The following is a 26,906-nucleotide window of genomic DNA, read 5'->3' as shown; positions in this document are numbered from 1 at the left end:
GATGTCTTGGATATTACGAAAGACAATCAAAAAGTGAAGACGAACGAAAAAGAAAGAGACTACTCACAATACTTTCAATCTACGTATGCACCGCCTTCCTTAAAAGACGCGAAAAAGCGTGGTAAAGAGCAAGTACAAATATTAAAAGATTTTTCTATTCCGGAAAATTTAAAAAATATTGGTGTGGGTAAAAAGTTCTATATTCGTACGTATGGCTGTCAGATGAACGAGCATGATACAGAGGTTATGGCAGGAATTCTGAATGAAATGGGTTATGAAATCACTTATTCTACTGAAGATGCCGATGTGATCCTTCTTAACACTTGTGCCATTCGAGAAAATGCAGAGAACAAAGTGTTCGGTGAACTGGGACATTTAAAACATACGAAAGCGAACAACCCTAATCTACTTCTTGGAGTATGTGGCTGTATGTCACAAGAAGAATCTGTTGTTAACCGTATTCTTTCCACGTACCCTCAAGTTGATATGATCTTTGGTACTCATAACATTCATCGTCTGCCTCAAATCATCGAGAACGCATTATTCTCAAAAGAGATGGTAGTTGAAGTTTGGTCTAAAGAAGGGGATATCGTCGAGAACCTTCCAAGAAAGCGTAAAGGGAACGTTAAAGGCTGGGTCAACATTATGTACGGCTGCGACAAATTCTGTACATATTGTATTGTTCCTTACACGCGAGGAAAAGAAAGAAGCCGTTATCCTCAAGATATCATCGAAGAAGTAAGACAGCTTGCGAGAGAAGGATATAAAGAAGTAACGCTTCTCGGTCAGAACGTGAATGCATACGGCAAAGATTTTGAAGATCTAGAGTATGGTCTTGGCGATCTAATGGATGAGATCCGTAAGATCGATATTCCAAGACTGCGTTTTACAACAAGTCATCCACGAGATTTTGATGATCGGTTAATTGAAGTACTAGCTAAAGGCGGTAACATTGTAGATCATGTGCATCTGCCTGTCCAACACGGAAACAGCGAAGTACTCAAATTAATGGCTCGTAAATATACACGTGAACATTATTTAGAGCTTGTAAACAAGATCAAAGTTGCAATGCCGAATGTAGCATTAACTACGGATATTATTGTTGGGTTTCCAAATGAGACGGAAGAACAATTCCAAGAGACTTTATCTCTAGTAAAAGAAGTGCAGTATGATGCTGCTTACACGTTTATCTATTCCCCTCGTGAAGGCACTCCAGCTGCAAAGATGCAAGACAATGTTCCGATGGAAGTGAAACGAGAACGTCTGCAAAGACTGAACTCCATGCTGAATGATATCTCATTAGAAAAGAACAAAGCATATATCGGTAAAGTCGTAGAAGTGCTTGTTGAAGGAGAAAGTAAAAAGAATCCTGATGTACTAACAGGTCACACAGGTTCCAACAAAGTAGTAAACTTTAAAGCTCCTAAGCACTTAATAGGTGAAATCGTCAAAGTTCAGATTACCGATGCTAAAACATGGAACCTTGGCGGCGATTGGGTAGAAGAAAAATCAGAGGTGGTAGGCTAATGAGCACATATACGAAAGAAGAAATCTTGGGAAAAGCTAAAGAACTGGCTAAAATGATCGCAACGACTGATGAAGTAGAATTCTTCAAAAAAGCAGAAGCTCAGATCAATACAAATTCAAATGTAGCAAGATTGATGGGACAGATTAAGAATCTTCAAAAACAAGCTGTTAATCTTCAACATTATCAAAAACATGAAGCATCGAGAGAAGTAGAAGAAAAGATTGATGCACTGATGGCTGAGCTTGATAGCATTCCAGTCGTACAAGAGTTCAAACAATCTCAAAGTGATGTGAATGATATCTTACAGATGGTTTCACATACGATCTCTAACAAAGTAACAGATGAGATCATTGAATCTACTGGCGGGGACCTTTTAAAAGGGACTACTGGTTCTCAAGAAGGCTGTTCTCCAGGCGGCTGCGGCTGTCACTAACCAGAAACACGATGTCTTTTGTAGACATCGTGTTTTTATTTGAGATTCATTCCAGTTTATTGGGTGTTTCGCACATACCCATAGAGGTATCAGGTTCCTTCAATCCAGAAGTTTTGGTATGCAATCCAAAAGTTTCTGCTGTTTATCCACGAGATTTGGCTCTCAATCCAAAAGTTTTCCCCATTTATCCACGAGTCTACAAACCTCGACAAATTCCGCATTGCGTTTTAGACTCACATACCCGTAAAGAGAGTATCCTAGAGGGATAATCAACCACTTGCAAAAGCAATAAAAACGCGAAAATAATTTCACGTACCGTCCACCACATATAATATTTTGAGAACATTGGACAACAAACGCCCATATACTTAGACTAATTGTGTTTCAAATAAATGAAGACACAATAGGCATCCGCCCAGCATATACTGTATGGAGATTGGTAGAGGAGGGATTCATGTATGTCAAGACGCGTAGAACAAGAGTTGACTTACAGAGAAATCATCACAAAAGCGGTCTGCGGCAAAGGGAGAAAATTTTCTCAAGCAACGCATACCATTGCACCGAGTCATCGTCCGAGCAGCATTTTAGGATGCTGGATCATCAACCATGCATATAAACCGAAGCGGAATGGTGAAGCAGTAGATGTAGAGGGAAGCTATGATATCAACGTGTGGTATTCATACAATGATAATACTCGTACGGAAGTCGTAACAGAGACCATTCATTTTGTAGATAAAGTGGATCTCAGTGTAAGAGATAAGAATGCGTTAGGCAATCAATATGAAGTTACGTGCCGTGCACTTCAAGAACCCAATACGTTAGAAGCGACGATCTCTCCGAACGGAAATAAAGTGATTGTTCAAGTAGAAAGAGAGTTCGTTTGTGAAATTATCGGAGAAACAAAAGTTTGTGTATATGTGAATCCGGACGGTTTTGATGATGTAGAGACAAGAGATTGGGAATATGATGTAGAAGATGAGAATTTTGAAGACCTGGATCCGAACTTTTTAATAGGTGATTTGGAAGAATAGAAAACGGGGAGAGAGCTTCCCGTTTTTTTCATGCAGAGAAAACGATAGATGCTGTGAATTATGTTATAATAGCGACATTGAAATGTTATGAAAAAGGTGAAATTATGGCTCAATATACTCCAATGATACAACAATATTTATCAATCAAGGCAGCTCATCAGGATGCCTTTTTATTTTTCCGTCTAGGAGATTTTTATGAAATGTTTTTTGAGGATGCTGTTCGAGCATCTCAAATCCTTGAAATTACACTAACAAGCAGAGATGGTGGCTCTCAAGATCGAATTCCGATGTGTGGGATACCTTATCATTCGTCAGCAGGTTATATAAAAACATTAGTTGAGAACGGACATAGAGTAGCGATCTGTGAACAAGTAGAAGATCCTAAACTATCTGTTGGGGTAGTGAAACGTGAAGTCATCCAGATTATTACGCCAGGAACGGTTATTGATGACCACCTTCTTCAAGATAGAGAGAACAATTTTCTTGTATCGATAGAAAAAGAAAACGATTCTTATGGATACGTTCTTTGTGATCTTTCAACAGGTGAGTTGAAGGGATATACATATGACGGAAATCAGTTATCGTTCATTCAATTACTTTTAAGTCACGGTGTAAAAGAGATTGTTGGAAACAAAGAATTGTATGATGCTTGGACGCACACAGTTACACAGACAGGACAAGCTTCCGTTTCTATCCAGGAAGAGAGTTCTATAGATAGTCAGTTTAATCAACTTGTTCAGACGATCTCTGATCCAATCTTATTACGTGCTTCAGGACGGTTGTTCAACTATCTATCTCATACGCAAAAACGATCTTTCCACCATATAAAAGCTGTTGAATTTCAGCAGAACGATAAAAGAATGAAGCTTGATGCCTTTTCAAAACGGAATTTAGAATTAACAGAATCAATCCGAGCAAAAGGAAAAAAAGGTTCACTATTATGGCTGTTAGATGCCACGATGACAGCAATGGGTGCTAGAAAGCTTAAACAATGGGTGGAAGAGCCGTTGTTCGTAAAAGAAACGATTGAGAAGCGGCTTCAGCTCGTTGAAAACTTAATCGGAGAATTCTTTATTCGTGAAGAGATCAAAGAACAATTGAAGTCTGTTTATGATATGGAACGATTGATAGCCAAAATATCTTATGGAAACGCTAGTCCAAGAGATCTTGTACAATTGAAAAGATCTCTGTTCAGTGTTCCGGTCTTAAAAGAAAAGATCAAGAGTATTGAAGGGAAATACGCACTCGAGCTTCATGCGAAGATGAGTGAACATAGAACACTCAGAGACTATTTAGATTCTGCTATTCATGATGATGCACCCATTCAAATTAAAGAAGGTGGTCTGATCAAAGCAGGTTACAATGAGCAGCTGGATCAATATAAAGACGCGAGCAGCAACGGTAAAGCCTGGATTGCTTCTCTTGAGCAACAAGAAAAAGCAGCTTCAGGTATTAAGTCTTTAAAAATCGGTTTTAACAAGATCTTTGGTTATTATATCGAGGTTACAAAATCTAATCTTTCACAAGTACCAGATCGTTATGAAAGAAAACAGACACTTGCGAATGCTGAAAGATATGTTACTCCAGAACTGAAAGAAAAAGAAAGAATCATCTTAGAAGCGGAAGAGAAAATCTCAGGATTAGAATATACACTCTTTTTGGAAGTGAGAGAGTATGTAAAACAATTCATTCCAGGGCTTCAAGAGCTTGCATCAGCCATTTCTGAACTAGATGTCATGCAATCTTTTGCTGCAATCAGTGAGCAGTACCGTTATGTAAGACCGATAGTATCAGAGGATGGAATCGTTAATATTGTGAACGGCAGACATCCGGTTGTAGAAAAAGTCATGGATGCCCAAGAATACGTACCTAACGACATCGTTCTAAATAATGATAGAAATATGCTCCTTATAACGGGTCCAAACATGGCAGGTAAGAGTACGTATATGCGCCAGTTGGCGCTTACAGCGGTCATGATGCAGATCGGCTGCTTTGTTCCAGCAGATCGTGCTGAGCTTCCAATGTTTGATCAGATCTTTACGCGGATTGGAGCGGCTGACGATCTAGTAGGAGGACAAAGTACGTTCATGGTCGAGATGCTCGAGACGAACTTTGCTCTTACGAGTGCAACTGAGAACAGTTTGATCCTTTTAGATGAGATCGGACGAGGGACTTCCACATATGATGGGATGGCATTAGCGCAATCAATCATTGAATTCATTCATGAGAAAATAGCTGCCAAAACGTTATTCTCTACTCATTATCATGAACTTACTGTCTTAGAAGAGTCTCTTCAATCTCTAAAAAATGTGTTTGTAAGTGCAGTTGAAGAGAATGGAAGTCTCGTATTTTTGCATAAAGTCATTGATGGACAAGCAGATAAAAGTTTTGGTATACAAGTGGCAGAACTCGCTGAACTACCCGAACCAGTGATCTCTAGAGCAAAAACAATTTTACAAACCTATGAAAATCAAGAAAAACGAGAGGCGCTTCCCATTCAAGAAGTTTCAGTGACCAGGGAAGAGGATCTTCAAGAAAGTCAGTTGAGTCTTTTTGTAGAAAAAAAAGAGACGAATAGAAGAGACAATAAAGAGCAAGAGTTGATCAAAGAGTTAAGAAATTTAAACGTATTAGAGATGACTCCTCTTGATGCGATGAACGCGTTATACAAACTGCAAAAAAAAGTAAGATAAAGGAGGCGTGACGAATGGGCAAAATTGTACAACTAGATGAACATCTTTCCAATAAAATCGCTGCTGGTGAAGTTGTTGAACGCCCAGCCTCTGTCGTTAAAGAGCTTGTTGAAAATTCAATCGATGCGAACGCGACTAGAATAGAGATCGAAGTTGAAGAAGGTGGGTTATCACTCATTCGTGTACTAGATAACGGGGACGGAATCGAGCCGGAGGATTGCGTGCTCGCTTTTAACCGCCATGCAACGAGTAAGATTAAAAGTGAGCAAGATTTAATCCACATTCGTACCATGGGGTTTAGAGGAGAAGCATTACCGAGTATATCCTCTGTTTCTCAAGTCGAACTGAAATCATCAACGGGTGACGGACCAGGTGCTTACTTGTTTATCGAGAATGGTAAAATCATAAAACAGCAGCAGACAAATAGCAGAAAAGGCACAGACTTTACTGTTCGTAACTTATTCTATAACACACCAGCCAGATTGAAGCATGTTAAGACCATTCAGACGGAACTAGGCACGATCAGTGATCTAGTGAACAGACTGGCACTTGCTAACCCAGATGTTTCTTTTCGTTTAAAGCATAACGGAAAAGAGCTTTTGCACACTTCTGGCAACGGAAACCTTCTGCAGATCATTGCTTCTGTTTATGGGATACAAACTGCCAAAAACATGATCTCAGTCTCATTTTCTTCATTAGATTATGAAGTAAGGGGATATATAGCAAAACCAGAGATGAACCGAGCTTCACGTCAGTATATGTCCTTCTTTATGAACGGAAGATATATTAAGAACTATGCACTATCAAAAGCTGTACAGAATGCTTATCATACGTTCCTGCCGATCGGTCGCTTTCCGATCGCTATCTTATCGGTTAAGATGGATCCGACAATTATTGATGTCAACGTTCATCCTTCAAAACATGAAGCAAGGTTGAGTAAAGAAACTGAACTGGTTCAGCTTATTGAAAACGAACTCAGAAAAGTGATCAGAAATCAGCAGTTGATCCCTGATGTTCAGTTTAAGAAAAAAGAACAAAGACAGAATGATCGAGAAGAACAACCTTCATTTTCTTTTGATTATCAAAGGAAAAAGGAAGAAGTTCAAACCGACGTAACTGCAAATTTAGAAACGACTCTAAGTGCCAACCGTTCAATTATTGAATCTGATGCTGTTCCTTCTCATATTAGAGAGGCATCGCATCCAGTTATCGAGAATGAGGATCTTCCGGTGGAATCATTTCATCCCGAAATGAATCAAGCACCAGAATCCGTAGAGCAAGAACATATTGAAGATGAGTCAATTGATAAAATTCCCGTTATGTATCCGATCGGACAGATGCATGGTACGTATATCATTGCTCAAAATGAGAAGGGATTATATCTAATCGATCAGCATGCTGCCCAAGAACGCATTAAATATGAGTATTTCAGAAAAAAGGTGGGGCAAGTGGATCGAGAAACTCAACTGTTAGCAGTTCCATATACCTTTGAATTTACAGCGAGTGAATCTGCCTTTCTAGAGAGTCACTTAGAGACTCTCAGCGAAGTGGGTCTGTTTTTAGAAACCTTTGGACAGAATACTTTTATCGTTAGAGAGCATCCACAATGGTTTCCGAACGGATATGAAAAAGAGATCATACTCGATATCATCCAGCAGGTACTCGATGATAAAAAAATCAATATCGAGAAATTAAGAGAAGATGCAGCGATCATGATGTCATGTAAAGGATCTATCAAAGCGAACCATCATTTAAGGAACGATGAAATTTTTGCTTTATTAGAATCTCTTCGAACTTCAAGAGATCCTTATACTTGTCCACACGGCAGACCAATAACGATCCATCTATCAACGTATGAACTTGAGAAGATGTTCAAAAGAGTGATGTAGGAGTTAATGATGAAAGATAAATTAGTTGTGATCGTAGGCCCAACGGCTGTTGGGAAAACAAGAACCAGTATCGAACTTGCTAAGGCGATCGATGGTGAGATCATTAGCGGGGACTCTATGCAGATCTATAGAGGTCTCGACATAGGTACAGCAAAGATTACGGAGGAAGAGAAAGAAGGGATCCCTCATTATCTTATTGATATCAAAGATCCTAAGGAAGCATTCTCAGTTGCTGAGTTCCAAAATTTAGCTAGAGAACGAATATCAGATATAAATAGAAGAGGTAAGATTCCGATTATTGTTGGTGGTACGGGGTTGTACGTAAGGGCTGTTACTCATCACTATGAATTTTCTGATGCGAACCGAAATAACGAGATGCGTAATGAACTTCAAAAAAAGGCAGAGATCGAAGGGCCAGAGGCATTGCACGCTGAACTACTAGAAGTCGACCCGGAGCGTGCTAAAGAAATTCATCCGAACAATGTACAACGTGTAATAAGGGCGCTTGAAATTTACTATACAACAGGAAATGCTCCTTCTATTGAACAAGGAAAGAAAAAGAGTGATGAGGAATCGCTTTATCAGCTAGCTTTAGTTGGATTGACGATGGATAGAGAGCACTTATACAAACGAATAAACGAGCGAGTGGACCTTATGGTTCAACAAGGGGTTCTTAACGAAGCGAAGATGCTTTTTGAACAAGACATTACGAATAGTCTGGCAGCTAAAGCGATAGGCTACAAAGAGTTTTTTCCATATCTTTCAGGGGAAAGTACTTTAGAAGAAGCGATCACCTTGTTAAAAAGAGACTCAAGGCGATACGCAAAAAGACAATTCACATGGTTTCGCAACCAGATGGATGTAGAATGGTTTAGTATGGACGAAGATCCCTTTCACAAAAAATTTCAAGAAATTCAGCACTTTGTTGAAGGGAAATTAGAAATTTCCGAGAATGTATAAGGGTAATGCCCAAAGAGGAGGATCTGTTCACATGAAGCAATCAATCAATTTACAGGATCATTACTTAAACCAATTACGTCGCGAAAACATTTATGTGACCGTATATTTGCTGAATGGTTTTCAGCTTAAAGGTTTAGTAAAGGGGTTTGACAACTTTACGGTTGTACTAGAGGCAGAAGGAAAACAGCACCTCATTTACAAGCATGCCATTTCAACGTTCACCCCACATCGAAATGTCGATTTGTCTTCTGCAAATACAAATGAATAAAAAATACTCCCTGTTGACCTTTAAGAGGTCGATAGGGAGTTTTTAATGTCTACATATTCGTCTTATTGCTTTACTTCAGCTGCTTCTAAGTAAGCTTCATAGCGGTTTAAAGTAAGATTTGATTTTAATCCGAACCACAATTGAACATCTTCTTCATCTTTTCCTTCTTTTAAAAGATTTAAAATGGCTGTTCTTCTTAAGTGTTGAGAACTGATCCCTTCTCTTAGTCCAGAACGACGGACCTCTTGTCTCAGCATCTTCTGTATAGCGATAACAGTTAACGGTTTTGGCTCATACTTCCCATAATCAAATCGATACGTTCCTCTCTGGTAATCAAACGCGATAAAGAAACGATCTGAAGAATAAACCCTTGGTCGAATAACTTCAGGAATCTTTTCCTTGTATTCATATAATAATTGTTGTGTCTCATCATCAAGAGCGATCAGTCTTGTTTCTTTTTTGTTGATCACTGTTAATTCATGCTGTGTGAAATGAACATGTTTCATTTCAATATTCGTGATTTCCTGTAGTGTAATGCCATACCGATAAAGAAGTGAAAGGATGGCTTCATTTCTTTTGATCAACAGGTGCCTATATTTTTGTTGTTTCTCCGTTAGTCCCTCATAAGAAGAGAGAGTTTGGAAAAGGGTCTTGTATTCCTCATCCGAAATAAAGTCATCATCTGTAAATTGAGTGTCTTCTTTAAGGGTTTGCTCCAGTTCATTAAAAGGATTAGATGAAATTTTTCTATTGGCATGCAGATAGAAAAATAGACTTTTTATAACTGTGAAAACTCGTTTGCTTGTGGCAGTTCGATATTCTCTCTGATCTGAAAGAAAAAGAAAATATTCTTTTAGCGTCAACGTATCTAGGCTTTGTATCACTCGTAAGTCATCTGTTTTCTTAATAACTCGAACCCATGCAAAAAAATCTAAAAGATCATAATAATAACGCTTTATCGTACTCTTTGTTCTATCTTTTTTCTGTAAGTGCACAATAAATGAATCGGCATATTCGGGTAAGTGTGGATAATCTTCCATAATTGCCTCCTATAACCTCTTTTTCCCATTATAACAAAGGGTGTTTTTTTTGCATATTTCTACAAAGTCCAAAGGAAACTATAGAAAAAAGGATGGTTAAATATGCGGAAATTAGGAGTGCTCGTTCTATCTTCAGTTTTCATTTTTAGTGCTTGTTCAGGCAAAACCGGTTCAGGAGATGAAACTCTAGATACAGAGCAAGTGAAATATGATTCATCAGAAAGAAAACCAAACACACAGATAGATTCACCATTAGTCGTTGAAAAGTCTGATGAAGTTCATCAATCAAAGGATCTTGTGCAGCTTGCGGAAAAAATAAACGGAGTAGATCAGGCGTATGTCATTGTAAGTGGTATATATACACTAGTTGGCATCGTTCCGAATGAGCCTGTTTCACCGGGGAAAGAAAACGATCAACTAAGAAGAGAAGTTTATAATGGAATTAAGGGTAATGCACATGGAAGGAATGCAGCGATCACAACGGACCCTGATAGGATAGAGCAAATAAAGAAACTTGGAAACACTGCGTCACATAGTAAACATGATTCAAAAAGTGGAGTCTATAATGAGCTAGGGATATTAATTGGGAAAATTAAGCCGTTAAAAGGGCAGTCGAAATCAACCGAGAGGCAAGAAATGCACGAAGAAAAGAACCGCACGCGGGATGACCTCTACGAATAAAAGCTTTTATTTCCTAAGCAAGCGCAGAAAATGACAACAATAGACATTTATTTACATAATAGTTACTATGTAAACAAATGGTATTTAGAGGAATAAAAAAAGCATTCTCCTATTGAGGAGAGTGCTTTTAACTATTTTGAAGTGTTTCTGTATCAGTTGATCGATAAACAGCTTCTGATGGCTTAAATGTGCTTTTTAATTTTCCAGTTAAGAAGGAGGCTATAGTTATTGCAATGATGGATATCAGAGCGTTTCTAAAACCAAACATGACTACAGCAGATGACACGATAATAAAATCTGTAACAAACAAGGAGATTCCTCGATTTATATTAGATTTTTGCTCTAAATACAGAGCTAGAATATGTATGCCACCTAATGATGCTCCTGAATTCAATACAAAACTTACGCCTATACCTATCAAACTTCCGGCAATGATCGCAGCAGCAATCGGCGAGATTAGCGGAAGAGCAAGATAATCCATGAGATCTGATATGGCTGAAATGAGGATGATGCAAAGAAACGTTAAAAGTGAGAAATTCCATCCCAATTTTTTTATTGATAAAATAAAGAAAGGTAGGTTCACAATAAGGAATAGAATGCCCCATGTCCAATTCGTCATAAATGAAACCAAAGTTGCGATGCCTGCAGTTCCACCGAACGTTAAAGTGTGTATGTTTAGTAATTTTATCCCGATCGCTGTTAAAAACAGCCCGATCAAGATATACAAGCTTTTCTGTAGTTTTATATGCATGATTTCTTCTTCCATTCAATTCGTACTTTTTTCACATTATTTAACATAACACGGAAATACTGCATACTTGAGTATTTTTATTCATCTGAAAATAGAAAACGCTTACAAATACTTTGATATTTAATCATTGTAAAAACAAGGCTTGTCTTTGTAGTAGATCATAAGACTACAACATAAATTGATAACAGTGGATCAAGAAATAATATAGGCATCTGTCACGGAAACAAATCTTGTTGCGTATAATGATTTGACTGGCAAAGTGAGGTGGTTCCTTTTGAATGAACCTATTGCGATAAAAAAGCAAAGGCAGATCAATATCGTTTTGAATCAAACGAATGAAAAATCAAAGATTGATGATGGAGCTGCACTAGCAGGAAAAAAAGAGAAGACAATTGAAAAGCACCAACCGTTAATAAAGATGGAAAAAGATTTGAACCGTTTAGTCGGAATGGATGACTTGAAATTTCATGTTAAAGAGATCTATGCATGGCTTCATATTAATAAATGCCGTCAAGAATTAGGATTAAAAGCTGAGAAACAAGCTCTTCATATGTTATTCAAAGGAAACCCAGGTACTGGAAAAACCACGGTAGCTAGAAAATTAGGCACTTTGTTTCATGAGATGAAAGTACTCTCAAAAGGTCATCTGATCGAAGCAGAGCGCGCTGATCTTGTTGGTGAATATATTGGGCATACTGCCCAAAAAACGCGAGAGCTCTTAAAGAAGGCAAGCGGTGGGATATTGTTCATAGATGAAGCCTATTCCTTAGGCCGCGGAGGAGAAAAAGACTTTGGGAAAGAGGCCATTGATACACTCGTAAAAGCTATGGAAGACCAGCAACACGATTTTATACTCATTTTGGCAGGTTATCCTAAAGAAATGGATCGTTTCTTAAAACTCAATCCGGGTTTACCTTCTAGGTTTCCAATTGTTATATCGTTTCCTGATTATTCGGTCGAAGAATTAATGGAAATTGCTAAAAGAATGATTACAGAAAGGGAATACATGCTGACAAGAGATTGTGAATGGAAACTAAAAAGTCATATCGAACGGATAAAGAGCAGCAATCCCGGATCATTTTCAAATGGAAGATACATTCGTAATATGGTTGAAAAAGCGGTCAGAAGGCAATCAGTAAGGCTACTGAACGAAACGAATCAAGACAGAAGAGCGTTGATGACGATTCAAAGTGATGACCTTGTGCTAGAAGAACGGGATTCGATTTGATATGATGAGAGGAGACTATGGAAAGCAGGGATCGCAAATTTGAACAAAAACAAAGATTCAGTTCATGAAAAAGCGATACTCGTCGGATGTCAGCTTCCACGGCAGAACGACGAGCGTTTTTTTTATTCAATGGAAGAATTAAAATCTTTAACAAAAACAGCTCAAGGGACTGTGTGCGCTGTTGTTACACAAAAAAGAGACCGATATGATTCAGCTACTTTTATTGGTAAAGGTAAAGTAGAGGAAATTATCACCCTTGAAGAAGAACTTGAAGCAGATATCATTATTTTTAACAGTGAATTATCTCCTTCTCAAGTTCGCAATTTATCATCGCATTTCAACGCAAGAGTCATTGATCGAACACAACTGATATTGGATATCTTTGCGCAAAGAGCGAAGACGAGAGAAGGGAAGCTTCAAGTAGAACTCGCTCAGCTTGAATACTTACTGCCCCGTTTATCAGGTATCGGCGCCAGTCTTTCGAGGTTAGGTGGGGGAATCGGAACACGTGGTCCTGGTGAGACCAAACTCGAAAAAGATAGACGTCATATTCGGTTTCGTATACATGAGCTTAAAACACAGATCAATTCTGTTGTAAGTCATAGAGAAAGATATAGAGAACGCCGCAAACATCAAGGCGCTTTTCAAGCAGCACTTGTTGGTTATACGAACGCGGGGAAATCGACGATCTTTAACAAATTAGCAGAAGCTGATAGTTATGAAGAAGATCAATTATTTGCGACGTTAGATCCGTTGACTCGAAAAGTAAAACTAAAAAGCGGGTTTCAGATGCTGTTAACAGATACGGTAGGCTTCATTCAAGATCTACCAACATCATTGATCGCGGCCTTCAGGTCAACTTTAGAAGAAGCGGCAGAAGCAAATCTTCTTATTCATGTGATCGACGGTTCTAGTGAGGATCGCATTCAACATGAACAAACGGTTAAACGTATTTTAAGCGAGTTGAAGGCATCTCATATACCGATGCTTACGGTTTATAATAAAAAAGACCAGTTCAAAGACGATTTCATTCCAGAGAATCCGTCCATTTCCATTTCTGCATTAGAGAATAAGGATATCTCTTCATTACTTGAAACGATTGAAAAAGAAGTGATGAAGCAGATGACATACTATGAAGTTAAAGTTTTAGCACATGACGGTAAGCTTCTATCACAACTGCGTGGAGAAACCATACTTATCACACAAGAATTCAATAAAGAAGAATTGGTCTATGAATGCAAGGGATACGCGTTATCTTCCTCTTCCATTCCGTCCATCAGCAACAAAGGAGAATAACATGTATTCACAGTTTCAAAATGAAGACGTACTTAAAAAAACTACTGAAAAAGTAACAGAACGAATTGCAGAACAACATAAACTGATCGATGAGAAAAGTGCATTTAATCAGTTAAAGGTGTTGAGAGCCTTTCAAAATAATCAAGTAGGAGATCACCATTTTCATCCTTCAACAGGATATGGATACGATGATACGGGTCGTGATACTCTCGAAAAGGTATATGCGGATGTTTTTGGAGCAGAGGCTGCAATCGTTAGGCCACAAATCATCTCTGGTACTCATGCGATCACTCTGTCTTTATTCGGAATGCTCCGTCCTGGAGATGAACTCCTCTATATCACGGGTAAACCTTATGATACACTCGAAGAAATCGTAGGGATCAGGGGAACAGGTGAAGGGTCCTTAAAAGATTACAACATTTCGTATCAACATATAGATCTGACTTCTGAAGGAGCGATTAACTTTACAGAAGTCCAACGTGCGATTTCGGAAAAAACGAAAGTGATCGGAATTCAACGCTCAAAAGGTTATGCAGATCGTCCATCTTTTACAGTGAATGAAATAGAAGAAATGATATCTTTCGTAAAAGAAATCAAATCAGATGTGATCGTATTTGTGGATAATTGTTATGGAGAGTTTGTTGAAGAAAGAGAACCGATCGAAGCAGGAGCCGATGTAATTGCAGGTTCCTTGATTAAAAATCCTGGTGGTGGTCTTGCTAAAACAGGTGGCTATATCGCTGGAAAAGAGAACTTGATCGACAGGATCTCTTACCGATTAACTTCCCCTGGAATCGGCCGTGAAGCAGGAGCGTCGCTTTACAGTCTTCAAGAGATGTATCAAGGATTTTTTCTTGCGCCTCATGTAACGGCACAAGCATTGAAAGGAGCGGTGTTTACAGCTGCTTTCTTAGAAGAATTAGGAATGGAAACGCGTCCTTCATATGATGCAAAGAGAACAGATCTTATCCAATCTGTAGTCTTTAATGACCGCGAGCGTATGATCAAATTCTGTCAAGCGATTCAAAAGGCATCACCGATCAACTCATATGCGATTCCATACCCTGATTATATGCCTGGTTATGAAGACGATGTAATCATGGCAGCGGGTACTTTTATTCAAGGTGCAAGCATCGAGCTAACAGCTGATGGCCCGATCCGTCCGCCGTATATTGCATTCGTGCAGGGTGGGCTAACGTATGAACATGTTAAGATTGCCGTTTTATCAGCTGTCGATGAACTTTTAACACAAGGGCTTATCAATAAATAAAAAACAAATCATAAAAAGACATTAAAAAAGAGGCGATCTGCCTCTTTTTTATATTGATGTTAATTTTTCTAACATTAGGATTGACATGTGAGCTTTTGTGACATAAGATATAAAAAGAAGTTGAAAGGAGGTAGGCAATATGAACGATATGAATCGTAGGAACTTACCTTTGTTCCCCATCAGCATCGTCATGCAGCTGACTGAACTATCAGCTCGTCAGATTCGTTATTACGAAGAGCATGATCTTATTCATCCTGCACGAACTGAAGGGAACCGTCGTTTATTCTCATTTAATGATGTTGATAAACTTCTTGAGATCAAAGCACTACTTGAACAAGGTGTGAATTTAGCCGGTATCAAACGAGTCTTTGAGCTAAATGAACAGGCAGCAGAATTAATTAAGAACCAGCCGAATGTGCAAGGTGTTCAACAAATTTCCGAATCTGCGCTTCATCGCAGGTTAAAAAGGGAATTGATTCATGCTGGCAGACATGGAAAAACCTCATTGATTCAAGGAGAACTATCCAGGTTTTTTCATTAAAATCATTTAATAATACTTACGATGTGAACAATCGCCATATTTAGGCGCTTTATATTTAAAGGAGGAGAAAGATTTGTCTAAGTACACTAAAGAAGATATCTTAAGAATGGTAAAAGAAGAAAACGTAAGATTTATCCGTTTGCAATTTACTGATTTATTGGGTGTTATCAAAAATGTTGAGATACCGATTGGTCAACTTGAAAAAGCTTTAGAGAACAAGATGATGTTTGACGGATCTTCTATTGAAGGATTCGTTCGAATAGAAGAATCAGATATGAATCTTTATCCTGATTTAGATACATTCATGATCTTCCCATGGACTTCTGAAAAAGGCAAAGTTGCACGTTTGATCTGTGACATTTTCATGCCTGACGGAAATCCGTTTGATGGAGATCCTCGTGGAATCTTAAAGCGCGTATTAAAAGAGATGGAAGACCTAGGTTTCTCTGATTTCAATATTGGACCTGAACCAGAATTCTTCTTATTTAAGAATGACGAGAAGGGTGAGCCGACTCTAGAACTAAACGATAAAGGTGGATATTTTGACTTAGCTCCAACTGACCTTGGTGAAAACTGCCGTAGAGATATCGTTTTAGAACTTGAAGATATGGGCTTTGAAATCGAAGCTTCTCACCATGAAGTAGCACCTGGACAGCATGAGATCGATTTTAAATATGCTGATGCAGTAAGCACTTGTGATAACATTCAAACGTTTAAGTTAGCTGTAAAAACAATCGCACGTAAACATGGTCTTCATGCAACATTCATGGCTAAACCATTGTTCGGTGTGAACGGATCAGGTATGCACGCAAATATGTCTCTATTCAAAGATGGAGAAAATGTGTTCTATGATGCGAAATCTGAAACAGGATTAAGCGAAACAGCAATGCATTTCCTAGCAGGTATCTTAAAGCATGCACAAGATTTTACAGCGATCACGAACCCGACAGTAAACTCTTATAAGCGACTTGTACCTGGTTACGAAGCGCCTTGTTACGTTGCATGGTCTATGCAAAACAGAAGCCCGCTTATTCGTATTCCAGCTTCTCGCGGCATCAGTACTCGTATTGAGGTAAGAAGCGTTGACCCAACGGCTAACCCTTATCTTGCAATGGCAGTATTACTTGCAGCAGGTCTTGATGGAATCAAGAACAAGCTAAACGCTCCAAAGCCAATCGATAGAAACATCTATGTGATGGATAAAGAAGAGCGTGAAGCAGAAGGAATCAAAGATCTTCCAGCAACATTAAAAGAAGCCCTAACTCTATTCAGCAAAAACGAAGTTCTAACAACAGCTCTTGGAGCACATGCTACAGAGCACTTCATTGAAGCGAAAGAGATCGAGTGGGATATGTTCCGTACACAAGTTCACCCTTGGGAACGCGAACAATATATGAGCATGTACTAAAAGGATTACCCCTGATATCATTATCAGGGGTTTTTTTATTCTTAAGAAAATTTCCGAAGTAGCTTCAATACTTCTGAGTAAATGGTCCCTGAGGCGTACTCTTCAGCATATACCGCATAAAAGGGACGATAAACAACATGTGGATCGAGTGGGACAAGCTTTCCTTCTGATACTTCATCCTTAACCATCCAATAGGATAGAAATCCAATCCCGAGTCCTCTAACAGCTAACTGTTTAATCAAATAATGACTGCTTGCTTCAATGATCTCCGTCGGTTCAATTCTTTCGGAACGCAGAAGTTGATCAGCATATTCCCTTGTACCAGATCCTTTCTCTCTAAGAATAAGTGGAGAGTTTTCAATAGACATTTTATGCTGTGCATAAAAGCGCAGCTCATCTCTGCTGACTACTTCTACCTGAAAAGGATCTAATCCACTTGTTCCTTCAACTAGAGCTATATCAATCTTCTTCTTTTGTAATTCCACGACTATTTGTTCGTGATTATGAATCATGAGCTTTAGACGGATAAATGGATAGAGTAACTTTATCTTCTTTACGAAGTCTGGTAATAATACGTCGCTTACGGTATGTGTTGCTCCGATTCGGAGTAGAATTTCTTCATTTTTTTCTTTTATTGATTCAATCGTTCTTGAAATTTCTAACATTTTCTTACCTTGTTCGAATACTTGTACCCCAGCGTTTGTTAATTCAAAAGATTGATTCATTCCAGACCTTTGAATAAGCTTCAATCCTAAATAATCCTCTAGCTTTCTGATGTGTACGCTTATCGTGGGTTGAGATAGGTTTAGAAATTCGCTTGTTTTTGTAAAATGTTTTAGGTGAGCAAGTGTCACAAAACTTCTGATCCAATCTAATTGCATAATGAAACCTCCATTAAGAATCGTAATGGTTCCAATGATATTTATTCATTTTTATTATAAATAAACTGAAGTTACAATGAAAGGAGGAAGGAAGTGTTATTAAATGGAGTGGCTTTTGTTTATTATTGGTGGAGCAGCAATCGGTGTTATCTCCGGTTTTTTTGGGATTGGCGGGGGAATTATACTGACTCCTGTCCTTTTAGTACTTGGTTACGAACCTAGCGGAGCCATTATACTCTCTTTAATGTTGACATTGGGCTCAACAGTTACGGGCACGCTATCTCACATAAAAATGAAAAATGTAAACATTCGTTTGGTGTGTATACTTGGATTATTCGGGGTAATAGGGGCTGTTACAACTGTGCCATTCGTACATTGGCTCGAAAAAATAAATGGAGCATCAACGGTTATTTCAACTGTATATGTTCTGATCTTGAGCTGGTTCGCATTTCAATTTTTAACTAATAGTCATTCTGTCAGAAATGAGAGAGGAAGGTCTTGGATCCCTTTAATTGGTTTGTTTACAGGAATCATCTCATCACTCATGGGCGTTAGTGGGGGTTTCGTGATGACACCCTTACTTATAAAGAAAGTTGGTATTGAACTCAATAAAGCAATTGGTACAAGTATTGCAGCAGCTTCGTTTATTGTTATCTCTGGAATCGGATCTTATGTGTATGGAGGAGCAGAAATGGATTATCGCCACGGTTTGCTACTGATCGTCGGAGCGCTCATTGGCACTCCATTTGGTATCTTCAATTTGAAGAAGTTTTCTGAAGATATGGTGAAAGAAATGCTTGCTGTCTTTTATATTGTAGTCGCATTGAGTGTAGTTTTTAAAATGTTATCTTTAACGATATTATCTCTTGGACTGTTACTCACAGCGGTAGGACTATTCTTTATCGTACTATTGTATAACAAAGTTTCTCGATTATTAAGAGCTTAATGAGATTGGCTTCTGACATTTGGAAGAAAGGAACACCTTGGCAATATACCCCTCAGGGTATATTGCGGTCACATGTATAGGAGGAATAGAGAGTGAAACAGTTAACGGCTAAAGAACTTGAGAAAAAATTAAAAGTAGGGCAATCTCTTCATATGATTGATGTTCGTGAAACATCTGAAGTGAAAGAAGGAAAAATACCAACAACCATGAATATCGCACTAGGTTTGTTAGAGTTTCGTATACATGAATTGGACAAATCTAAAGAGTACGTATTAGTTTGTCGTTCTGGAGGTAGAAGCAGTCGGGCATATACGCTTCTTCAAAGCTACGGTTTTAATGTGATCAATATGGTATGCGGTATGGAAGCATGGGAAGGGAACACCGAATAACTTTATACTACTTAGAAACAAAACCCCTGACAGCATAGAAGTCAGGGGTTTTAAAATCATTTGATCTCGATAGCGGATGCAATATTGTTCCAGTCAGATGCCATGTTTGCAGTCTTACCATACCAATCAGAGTGCTTAAATAAGACTCCTTTTCCATAGCCTTGTGATGAAGTATGCTGCCAGAGCGTGGTCGAGTAGCTTGATGAAGGTGATGCAGTGCTTAGTGATGAGATTCTATCATTCCAGCTTGAAGGGAGGTTCTTAAAACCGTCTCTCCAATAAATGTAGGCGCCACCTTTGTTCTTGTTCTCATAAAAGTCTGTACAACAAGCACCTGTACCCATCGTATCGATTTTCTTTTGCTCTTTAAGCTTGTCCTTTTCGATATAGGCATTTAATTCTTTCATGTTTGTGAATCCATATGCCAACCAATCGCCGCTCTTATTCTGTTTTGGAAGTACCATAGTCACTTTGATGTGATCATCTAGTAGTTTAAAAGCATTAGATTCGACAGCTTTACCATCCACATTCACGTAGTCAAATGACTTAATCGTATTCTCTTTTTCTGCATATGTCTTAGGTGAAAATACTACTGCGGCAAGAGCAAAACAAATCATATAAAGATATAGTTTTTTTCGCATTATTCTCACTCCCATTATTCGTAATTTTTTATTCTGAAATAATTATACTTGTCCTCCCTTCGATCACCTCCTATCAATTCATACGATTGTTATTAAAATGATTAAAGTTAAACGAAGAGCAAAGGAGTTTTGGCCGCGTTACATTGCCAATTTAAACTATTTAGGTATAATATGTAAATGGATAAAAAGACTTAATATTCAGTCAATTAATAGTGCCTATCCTTCATTAGTCGAGTACCTGAGTGCCTATGAATGATCTTTTAAAAGTATTATTAATCTATGAATTAGTAAAGTAATAGGACGAAAAAAAGAAGTATCTAGTCAATTAGATACTTCTTCTAAGGAAAATTCAGAATTGAGGATTAGATTAATGAATACTTCGGTATACGCCGATTACTTTACCTAAAATCGTACAGCTCTGTAAGATGATCGGTTCCATCGAAGAATTTTCAGGTTGCAAGCGGATATGGTTTCTTTCTTTGAAGAATCTTTTTACAGTCGCTTCATCTTCATCAGTCATAGCTACGATGATATCTCCATTATTTGCTGTAGGCTGCTGTTTTACAACAACTAAGTCCCTATTGAAAATTCCTGCTTCAATCATACTATCACCAACAACTGATAACATGAATACGTTCTCGTCCCCAACAACGTGCTCAGGTAGAGGGAAGTATTCTTCTACGTTCTCAACTGCACTGATTGGAAGACCTGCCGTAACTTTACCGATCACAGGGATTGAAACAGAACGAACAGAAGGGATGTTGTCTTCTAAACCTAATACTTCAATTGCTCTTGGCTTTGTTGGATCTCGCCTTATAAGCCCCTTTTTTTCAAGTCTTGCTAAATGTCCGTGAACGGTAGAGCTTGATGCAAGGCCAACTGCCTCTCCGATTTCACGAACTGAAGGCGGATACCCTTTTTGTGATACTTCCTCTTTTATGAAAGCCAATATATCCAATTGTCGTCTGGATAATTTAGTCATTTTTTAGCACCTCACCGAATTTTTTATCTATAAAAAGTATATCATGGAGAATTAAGAGATACAAACATAAGTTCGAAAAAATAGTTGACACCGAACAAACGTTCCAGTTATTATGAATGTAAGAGATGCGAACAAACGTTTGTTGAAAGGGGATATCACAATGAAACAAGGGACAATGCATGTTATTGTATTTTTAGGGTTGTTAGGTGGTATATTTTTTACGTTATCAAATCTTGCCTCACAAGAAGCTCAATATATCGAAGTAACCATACAGGAGGGAGACTCACTGTGGAGTCTTTCTGAAGAGTATAATGCAAAGCATCATTATTCCAATTGGGAGTTTATACAATGGGTCGAAAAGAAGAACAGTGTAAATGCTGCAGCTGTTTTTCCAGGACAGAAAGTAATCATACCAGTCAATAAATAAAAAAGCGGGTTTTAAACAATGAAAGCAATCATATACTCCAGAGTTAGTACAGATAAAGATGAACAAATGACTTCATTAGAAAGACAAGAAGCGGAACTAAAGAAGTTAGCACTACAATTTAAATTTGAAGTTGTGAATTGTTACCGTGAAAAAGCAAGTGGTTTCTCTCTAGATCGAGAAGAGTTGCTAAATATATTAGATCTTGCAAGGGATGGAGAGTTTCAGTGCCTTCTTGTACAAGATGATACTCGTTTAGGCAGAGGAAAAGCTAAGATGGCTTTACTTCATCAGTTGATCAAATACAACATTAAAGTTTATACGCTCTCTAATAACGGAGAATACACATTAACAGAAGCGGACGAAATGGTGCTTGATATTGTGTCTACTGTAGAAGAATACCAACGAAAGCTTCATAATATGAAGATCAAGCGTGGAATGAGAAAAGCTGTTAAAGAAGGATATAAACCTCAAAAGAATTTAAAAAATCAAACTGGTGGTGGCAGAGACAAAAAGGAAGTGCCAATCTCTGAAATCGTACGATTAAAGAACATGAAGCTTACATTTCATGACATCGCTTTAACGCTTAGAGGGCTGGGCTTTGATGTGTCTAAAGCAACAGTACATAGAAGATACAAAGAACATGTGGAAAATACAGATAACTAGAAATTCCTTTCATTCTGCTGTAGGATAGAGTGAAGAATGCTTTAAAAAGGAGTTTTTACTATGTTATCTAAAGATAAGATGCAACGTATAAATGAACTGTCTAGAAAATCTAAACAATCAGATTTAACATCAGCAGAAAAAGCTGAACAAAAAAAACTACGAGAAGAATATTTACAAGTTTTCCGTAAATCCTTCGTTCAAGATTTGCATGGTATGACCTTTGTTGATCCGAACGGTGATGATGTAACACCTGAAAAATTAAAACGAAGTAAAGATAATAAAAATAACCTCAAACATTAATAAGAAATGCCTATTTACTCACTGTAAATAGGCATTTTTTTCTGTTGCAATCTATACATATTAGTATATACTGTTATATAACAACTTTGAAAGGGGAGAATATTTTGACTTTTTCAATTACAAGTGCAGCTGCGAACCTTTATAAGGATATTGCTTTAGAAGCGTCAGAGGCTTTAAGACTTTTCGTAAAATATGCAGGAAGTGGTGACTCGGGAGGTTTTTCCCTTGGTGTGACAGCTGATGTGCCTGAAGAGAACGATTACATTCAAGAGATTGAAGGTCTTCGATTTTTTGTTCGAAACGAAGATAAATGGTTCGTTGAGAATATGAAACTTGATTATGATGAAAATACGGATCATTTTTCATGTCACTTACCAGGTCTCGCATAATAAAATTTAACCGCCTGTTCTAATACAACGAAAAAGTTGTAGGATAACAGGCGGTTTTTGTATGTTTTCATGAGTAGATGGTAAAATAACTATAGTTAAAAATGTGTTTGTCTTGTCTAATTGCATTTGAACGTTTATTATGAAAGTCAAAACTGTTTAGTACATATGAAGGGATGATTTTTTTGTCACGAACTATTGATGAATTAGCAATTAATACAATAAGAACACTTTCTATCGACAGCATAGAAAAAGCGAACTCAGGGCATCCAGGTATGCCGATGGGTGCTGCGCCTATGGCATATAGCTTATGGTCTAAATTCATGAACCATAATCCTGCAAATCCTGAATGGTTCAACCGTGACCGTTTTGTACTATCAGCAGGACATGGATCGATGTTGTTATATAGCTTGCTACATTTGAGTGGATATGGTTTAACAATTGATGATCTGAAGAATTTCAGACAATGGGGAAGTAAGACTCCAGGTCACCCAGAATTCGGTCATACGGTTGGTGTTGAAGCAACAACTGGCCCGCTTGGTCAAGGGATTGCGATGGCTGTAGGTATGGCTATGGCTGAGCGTCACTTAGCTGCAAAATATAACCGTGATGGACATGAAGTGATCGATCACTTTACTTATTCTATCTGTGGTGATGGAGACCTTATGGAGGGTGTTTCTGCTGAAGCAGCTTCACTTGCAGGTCATCTTGCGCTTGGTAGAATGATCGTACTTTACGATTCAAATGATATTTCTTTGGATGGTGACCTTCATCACTCATTCTCTGAAAGTGTAAAACAAAGATTTGAAGCTTATGGCTGGCAAGTTCTTTATGTGGAAGATGGAACAGATCTTGATGAGATCGAAAAAGCACTATCAGAAGCGCGTGAAGAACTTAACAAGCCTACTCTTATTGAAGTGAAGACTGTAATCGGACATGGTTCACCAAATAAATCAGGAAAATCTGCTTCTCATGGAGCGCCGCTAGGTAAAGATGAGATCTTACTAACAAAAGAAGCGTACAAATGGACGTTTGAGCAAGATTTCCATGTTCCTGAAGAAGTACAATCACACTTTGAACAACTGAAGAGTGAAGGACAAACAAAAGAAGAAGAGTGGAACAAGCAATTCGATGCTTATGCAAAAGCTTATCCAGAATTAGCTAACGAGCTTCAAGAAGCGATTAAAGGAAATCTTCCTGAGAATTGGGACAAGGACCTTCCTGACTATGACAAGGCTATAGCTACTCGTTCATCTTCAGGTAAGGCGATCAATGCTCTAGCTAAGAGTGTGCCATCATTATTTGGTGGATCTGCTGACTTAGCAGGATCAAATAAAACACTTATTGAAGGCGAAAATAATTTCAGTCGCAACGATTACAGCGGACGTAACATCTGGTTTGGTGTTCGTGAGTTCGCTATGGGAGCAGCACTGAACGGAATGGCTCTGCATGGCGGACTGAATGTGTTCGGTGGAACATTCTTTGTGTTCTCTGATTATGTAAGACCTGCTATTCGATTATCTGCTCTAATGGGGCTTCCTGTAACGTATGTATTAACGCATGACAGTGTAATGGTAGGAGAAGATGGTCCAACTCATGAACCAGTTGAGCAACTTGCTTCTCTTCGTGCGATGCCAAATCTTAACGTGATTCGTCCCGCTGATGGATATGAGTCAAACGCAGCTTGGAAGTTAGCGCTTGAGAGCAAGAACCAGCCGACTGCATTGGTATTAAGCCGTCATGACCTACCGATCTTAAAGAACACAAAAGAGAATGCTTATGAAGGTGTTAAGCGAGGAGCTTATGTTGTTTCGCCAGCTGAAGCTGATGCAGATGTATTGCTTCTTTCTGCAGGATCTGAAGTTAGTGTTGCAGTTGCTGCACAAGAACTACTTCAAAAAGAAGGAATTTCAGCTTCAGTCGTTTCTATGCCATCTTGGGAAAGTTTTGATAAGCAAGATAACGACTATAAAGAATCTGTACTTCCAAAGAATATTACGAAGCGTTTAGCGATTGAAATGGGGGCTTCACTCGGTTGGCATAAATATGTTGGCCTTGAAGGAGATACGCTAACAATCGATACGTTTGGTGCATCTGCTCCTGGAGAAGTCATTCAAAAAGAATTCGGATTTACTCCAGAGAACATCGTAAAACGTGTTAAAGACATGTTAAATAAATAAAAAAATTCGCATGAATAAGGAGGTTTCCGAGAGGAAACCTCCTTTTCTTACTGATTCGACAAAAGTAGTTAGAATCTGCACACCTTTTTAGACAAGCTTCTTTACGTATATTGTATATACTTTTAGAAAATGATCGGAGAGGAGCTTGTTCATGAGAGAATTTTATATCTATTTAATCACAAAAGAAGTTGCTCATTCCTATTATGGCAAGGAAAATAAGCTGTTTCAGTTGTTTTTCGAAGAACAGCGCTCAAATGGCTTATCTAAAACTATCCTACAAAAGCAGATCAGTTACATAACCTCTCTATTATCTGTTTCTCAACTAGAAAAACACTTTTGGAACCATTTAAGTGGTACACAGGAATGGCGTTCAGAAGGAGAAACATATTCTTTATCTTGCAAAGATAGCATCGTGAGAATAGAACTCACTGATCAATATATCCACCTTTACAGTATCGGAAACTTTGAAGCAGAAACGATTATATTTGAGGCGCTTCGCCAATATGAACCTTACTTTCTTGCGATGGACTATGGTGAAAGAAAATTTGGATGGCTTTCACCGTTTAAATTGAACATGGTCTATGCCACTTAATTCTCTTTCAATCTTGTATGTGTAGGTAAACTTGTAGTAAACTAGTTCTAGACAACATGAAGGAGGAAGTATTAACAATGGGTACTGGTATGATAATCCTTGTGTGTGCACTCTCACTGATTGCAGGTGTTGCGATCGGATTTTTTATTGCCCGCAAGTATATGATGAGTTATTTACAAAAAAATCCACCGATTAATGAAAATATGTTGCGTGTGATGATGATGCAGATGGGGCAAAAGCCTTCACAGAAGAAAATTAATCAAATGATGCAGGCTATGAACAAGCAGATGAAGTAAGAGTTGGACAAGCACCCTGATGAATAATCGGGTGCTTGTTTTCGTTCTCTTTACAAATAGCGTTATGTATCAATAAAGGATGATGGCAATGAACAACGTTGAGACGATTTCCATAGATGAGATAGATGCAAATCATTATTTGCTTTTTGATGTAAGATCTCCGAAAGAATTTGAAGAGTACCATATTCCTGGTGCGTTTAATGTGAGTATATTTTCAAATGAGGAAAGAGCAGAAATAGGTACGTTGTACAAACAGGAAAGTAAAGAAGCTGCGATGGAGCGTGGACTGCAAGTTGTTGCACCCAAACTTCCGTCTTTATATAATCAGATAAATTCCCAAAGTAAAGAAAATCCTGAAAAACAGGTTGTTATCTATTGCGCAAGAGGTGGATTTCGTTCAAGGAGTATCGCTCAAACGATGAACATGATGGGGATAAAGACCCTACAGCTCGATGGAGGCATACGGTCGTATAGAAAGAAGATTGATGCTTTTTTTAGAGAGATGGAGGCTGAACCAAGAAAGATCATCGTACTTGAAGGTCATACTGGTACGATGAAAACGAAACTACTGAAACAACTGCAAGAAGAAGGATATCCAGTACTGAACCTTGAAGAAATGGCAGGACATAAAGGCTCGATTTTCGGAAAGATCGGAGAACACCCCTCTTCGCAGAAGAAGTTTGAATCAAGACTTTATGAACAACTTCAGAAGTCGGAGAAATCTACAGCGATTATTATTGAATCAGAGAGTAAACGTATTGGGAGAGTAGTCGTTCCCAATTTTCTGTTAGAAGGTAAATACAGCGGTGTTCGAATTCATGTGGAGCTACCTTTTCATTTAAGGGTTAAATATATTTGTAATGTGTACGAGCCGCTTCTGCATAAAGATGAGATTATTGAAGCGGTCAATAAGCTGTCAAAAAGAATTCCCACAGCAATCATGTTAGACATTCAAGAAAACCTGAAAACGTTAAATTATGAAAATGTAGTATCACTGCTTCTTGAGAATTATTATGATCCTAAATATGATTACGCACAACAGCAATATGAAAGTGAGTGCATCAAACTGAATAGTGATTCCTATCAAGGCGTCTATACAAAAGTAAAGAACGTATTAGATCAGTATTTGCGCTAAAAAATCTAAATCAGTTACAGATGATTTCAAAAAGACCCTTTTAATGGGGTCTATTTTTGTGAAACTTTTTC

Annotated in this window: 27 protein-coding genes and 1 pseudogene; 23 read left to right on the top strand and 5 right to left on the bottom strand. The window is 38.2% G+C overall.

What is annotated here, in order from left to right:
* Window positions 1-6 precede the first annotated feature (6 nt).
* The 7 genes from miaB (at window position 7) to hfq (ending at window position 8,802) form a co-directional block, all read left to right on the top strand.
* Window positions 7-1,527 carry a tRNA (N6-isopentenyl adenosine(37)-C2)-methylthiotransferase MiaB gene (gene miaB, locus IHV11_RS08845; RefSeq protein WP_197194400.1) on the top strand — a complete coding sequence of 507 codons (1,521 nt, stop codon included), beginning with the start codon at window positions 7-9 and terminating at the stop codon, window positions 1,525-1,527.
* On the top strand, window positions 1,527-1,961 hold the full coding sequence (locus IHV11_RS08840; RefSeq protein WP_197127782.1) for a RicAFT regulatory complex protein RicA family protein: 435 nt from the start codon (window positions 1,527-1,529) through the stop codon (window positions 1,959-1,961). Before miaB ends, IHV11_RS08840 begins: the two co-directional genes overlap by 1 nt.
* Before the next feature lie 458 nt (window positions 1,962-2,419).
* Complete coding sequence (gene cotE / locus IHV11_RS08835) at window positions 2,420-2,992, top strand: outer spore coat protein CotE (RefSeq protein ID WP_144700658.1); 573 nt, start codon at window positions 2,420-2,422, stop codon at window positions 2,990-2,992.
* 104 nt (window positions 2,993-3,096) lie between these two features.
* The gene (gene mutS / locus IHV11_RS08830) at window positions 3,097-5,685 is read left to right on the top strand and encodes a DNA mismatch repair protein MutS (protein WP_197194399.1); all 2,589 of its coding nucleotides are present in this window, start codon (window positions 3,097-3,099) and stop codon (window positions 5,683-5,685) included.
* 14 nt (window positions 5,686-5,699) lie between these two features.
* Complete coding sequence (gene mutL, locus IHV11_RS08825; protein ID WP_197194398.1) at window positions 5,700-7,574, top strand: DNA mismatch repair endonuclease MutL; 1,875 nt, start codon at window positions 5,700-5,702, stop codon at window positions 7,572-7,574.
* A 9-nt stretch (window positions 7,575-7,583) separates the two neighbouring features.
* Entirely contained in the window at window positions 7,584-8,534 is a 951-nt protein-coding gene (gene miaA, locus IHV11_RS08820; protein WP_305069353.1) for a tRNA (adenosine(37)-N6)-dimethylallyltransferase MiaA, read from the top strand.
* 31 nt (window positions 8,535-8,565) lie between these two features.
* A complete protein-coding gene (gene hfq, locus IHV11_RS08815; RefSeq protein WP_066393852.1) occupies window positions 8,566-8,802 on the top strand; it encodes an RNA chaperone Hfq in 237 nt (78 codons plus the stop codon).
* Window positions 8,803-8,864: 62 nt separating this feature from the next.
* On the opposite strand, the gene IHV11_RS08810 is transcribed toward hfq, so the two are convergent.
* On the bottom strand, window positions 8,865-9,842 hold the full coding sequence (locus IHV11_RS08810) for a tyrosine-type recombinase/integrase (protein WP_197194396.1): 978 nt from the start codon (window positions 9,840-9,842) through the stop codon (window positions 8,865-8,867).
* A 102-nt stretch (window positions 9,843-9,944) separates the two neighbouring features.
* On the opposite strand from IHV11_RS08810, the gene IHV11_RS08805 reads away from it, so the two are divergent.
* A complete protein-coding gene (locus IHV11_RS08805) occupies window positions 9,945-10,523 on the top strand; it encodes a YhcN/YlaJ family sporulation lipoprotein (RefSeq protein ID WP_197194395.1) in 579 nt (192 codons plus the stop codon).
* A gap of 127 nt (window positions 10,524-10,650) precedes the next feature.
* On the opposite strand, the gene IHV11_RS08800 is transcribed toward IHV11_RS08805, so the two are convergent.
* Window positions 10,651-11,274, bottom strand: a complete 624-nt coding sequence (locus IHV11_RS08800) for a YitT family protein (RefSeq protein ID WP_197194394.1) — start codon at window positions 11,272-11,274, stop codon at window positions 10,651-10,653.
* A gap of 274 nt (window positions 11,275-11,548) precedes the next feature.
* Between IHV11_RS08800 and spoVK the strand changes: the two genes are divergently transcribed.
* From spoVK to glnA, 5 genes are all read left to right on the top strand, one after another.
* Window positions 11,549-12,502, top strand: a complete 954-nt coding sequence (gene spoVK, locus IHV11_RS08795; protein ID WP_197194393.1) for a stage V sporulation protein K — start codon at window positions 11,549-11,551, stop codon at window positions 12,500-12,502.
* Between the two features lie 39 nt (window positions 12,503-12,541).
* Entirely contained in the window at window positions 12,542-13,798 is a 1,257-nt protein-coding gene (gene hflX / locus IHV11_RS08790) for a GTPase HflX (RefSeq protein ID WP_197191112.1), read from the top strand.
* A 1-nt stretch (window position 13,799) separates the two neighbouring features.
* Window positions 13,800-15,068, top strand: coding sequence for an aminotransferase class I/II-fold pyridoxal phosphate-dependent enzyme (locus IHV11_RS08785; RefSeq protein ID WP_197194392.1), 1,269 nt, complete (start codon window positions 13,800-13,802; stop codon window positions 15,066-15,068).
* Window positions 15,069-15,207: 139 nt separating this feature from the next.
* Window positions 15,208-15,609 (top strand): MerR family transcriptional regulator, encoded by a 402-nt coding sequence (locus tag IHV11_RS08780; RefSeq protein ID WP_066393870.1) that lies wholly within the window; start codon window positions 15,208-15,210, stop codon window positions 15,607-15,609.
* Between the two features lie 73 nt (window positions 15,610-15,682).
* Entirely contained in the window at window positions 15,683-17,017 is a 1,335-nt protein-coding gene (gene glnA / locus IHV11_RS08775) for a type I glutamate--ammonia ligase (protein ID WP_191753558.1), read from the top strand.
* Window positions 17,018-17,058: 41 nt separating this feature from the next.
* On the opposite strand, the gene IHV11_RS08770 is transcribed toward glnA, so the two are convergent.
* The gene (locus IHV11_RS08770) at window positions 17,059-17,898 is read right to left on the bottom strand and encodes a LysR family transcriptional regulator (RefSeq protein WP_197194391.1); all 840 of its coding nucleotides are present in this window, start codon (window positions 17,896-17,898) and stop codon (window positions 17,059-17,061) included.
* Window positions 17,899-18,001: 103 nt separating this feature from the next.
* Between IHV11_RS08770 and IHV11_RS08765 the strand changes: the two genes are divergently transcribed.
* Together IHV11_RS08765 and IHV11_RS08760 are read left to right on the top strand one after the other, a co-directional pair.
* A complete protein-coding gene (locus IHV11_RS08765; protein ID WP_197194390.1) occupies window positions 18,002-18,844 on the top strand; it encodes a sulfite exporter TauE/SafE family protein in 843 nt (280 codons plus the stop codon).
* Window positions 18,845-18,936: 92 nt separating this feature from the next.
* Window positions 18,937-19,233 (top strand): rhodanese-like domain-containing protein, encoded by a 297-nt coding sequence (locus IHV11_RS08760; RefSeq protein ID WP_197194389.1) that lies wholly within the window; start codon window positions 18,937-18,939, stop codon window positions 19,231-19,233.
* Between the two features lie 56 nt (window positions 19,234-19,289).
* On the opposite strand, the pseudogene IHV11_RS08755 reads toward IHV11_RS08760, so the two are convergent.
* Together IHV11_RS08755 and lexA are read right to left on the bottom strand one after the other, a co-directional pair.
* A pseudogene (locus IHV11_RS08755) lies at window positions 19,290-19,799 on the bottom strand (hypothetical protein); the annotation flags it as partial.
* 442 nt (window positions 19,800-20,241) lie between these two features.
* A complete protein-coding gene (lexA, locus tag IHV11_RS08750) occupies window positions 20,242-20,856 on the bottom strand; it encodes a transcriptional repressor LexA (RefSeq protein ID WP_197127797.1) in 615 nt (204 codons plus the stop codon).
* Between the two features lie 160 nt (window positions 20,857-21,016).
* On the opposite strand from lexA, the gene yneA reads away from it, so the two are divergent.
* From yneA to mnmH, 8 genes are all read left to right on the top strand, one after another.
* Window positions 21,017-21,283: a cell division suppressor protein YneA gene (gene yneA, locus IHV11_RS08745; RefSeq protein ID WP_144700632.1), complete on the top strand. Its 267-nt coding sequence runs from the start codon at window positions 21,017-21,019 to the stop codon at window positions 21,281-21,283.
* Between the two features lie 18 nt (window positions 21,284-21,301).
* Window positions 21,302-21,946: a YneB family resolvase-like protein gene (locus IHV11_RS08740; RefSeq protein WP_197194387.1), complete on the top strand. Its 645-nt coding sequence runs from the start codon at window positions 21,302-21,304 to the stop codon at window positions 21,944-21,946.
* 60 nt (window positions 21,947-22,006) lie between these two features.
* The gene (locus tag IHV11_RS08735; protein ID WP_197127799.1) at window positions 22,007-22,246 is read left to right on the top strand and encodes a DUF896 domain-containing protein; all 240 of its coding nucleotides are present in this window, start codon (window positions 22,007-22,009) and stop codon (window positions 22,244-22,246) included.
* A gap of 104 nt (window positions 22,247-22,350) precedes the next feature.
* Window positions 22,351-22,635 carry a HesB/YadR/YfhF family protein gene (locus IHV11_RS08730; RefSeq protein WP_197127800.1) on the top strand — a complete coding sequence of 95 codons (285 nt, stop codon included), beginning with the start codon at window positions 22,351-22,353 and terminating at the stop codon, window positions 22,633-22,635.
* 173 nt (window positions 22,636-22,808) lie between these two features.
* Entirely contained in the window at window positions 22,809-24,812 is a 2,004-nt protein-coding gene (gene tkt, locus IHV11_RS08725) for a transketolase (protein ID WP_370568644.1), read from the top strand.
* 151 nt (window positions 24,813-24,963) lie between these two features.
* The gene (gene sirA / locus IHV11_RS08720) at window positions 24,964-25,404 is read left to right on the top strand and encodes a sporulation inhibitor of replication protein SirA (protein WP_197194385.1); all 441 of its coding nucleotides are present in this window, start codon (window positions 24,964-24,966) and stop codon (window positions 25,402-25,404) included.
* A gap of 77 nt (window positions 25,405-25,481) precedes the next feature.
* Window positions 25,482-25,700 (top strand): YneF family protein, encoded by a 219-nt coding sequence (locus IHV11_RS08715; protein WP_066241071.1) that lies wholly within the window; start codon window positions 25,482-25,484, stop codon window positions 25,698-25,700.
* Between the two features lie 88 nt (window positions 25,701-25,788).
* The gene (gene mnmH / locus IHV11_RS08710) at window positions 25,789-26,835 is read left to right on the top strand and encodes a tRNA 2-selenouridine(34) synthase MnmH (RefSeq protein WP_197194384.1); all 1,047 of its coding nucleotides are present in this window, start codon (window positions 25,789-25,791) and stop codon (window positions 26,833-26,835) included.
* Window positions 26,836-26,906 lie beyond the last annotated feature (71 nt).

Origin of the sequence: Fictibacillus sp. 26RED30 (assembly GCF_015903845.1) — a bacterium.
Lineage (GTDB): Bacteria > Bacillota > Bacilli > Bacillales > Fictibacillaceae > Fictibacillus > Fictibacillus phosphorivorans.
The sequence above is the reverse complement of the archived record's forward strand: the minus strand, read 5'-3'. Positions and strand labels throughout refer to the sequence as shown.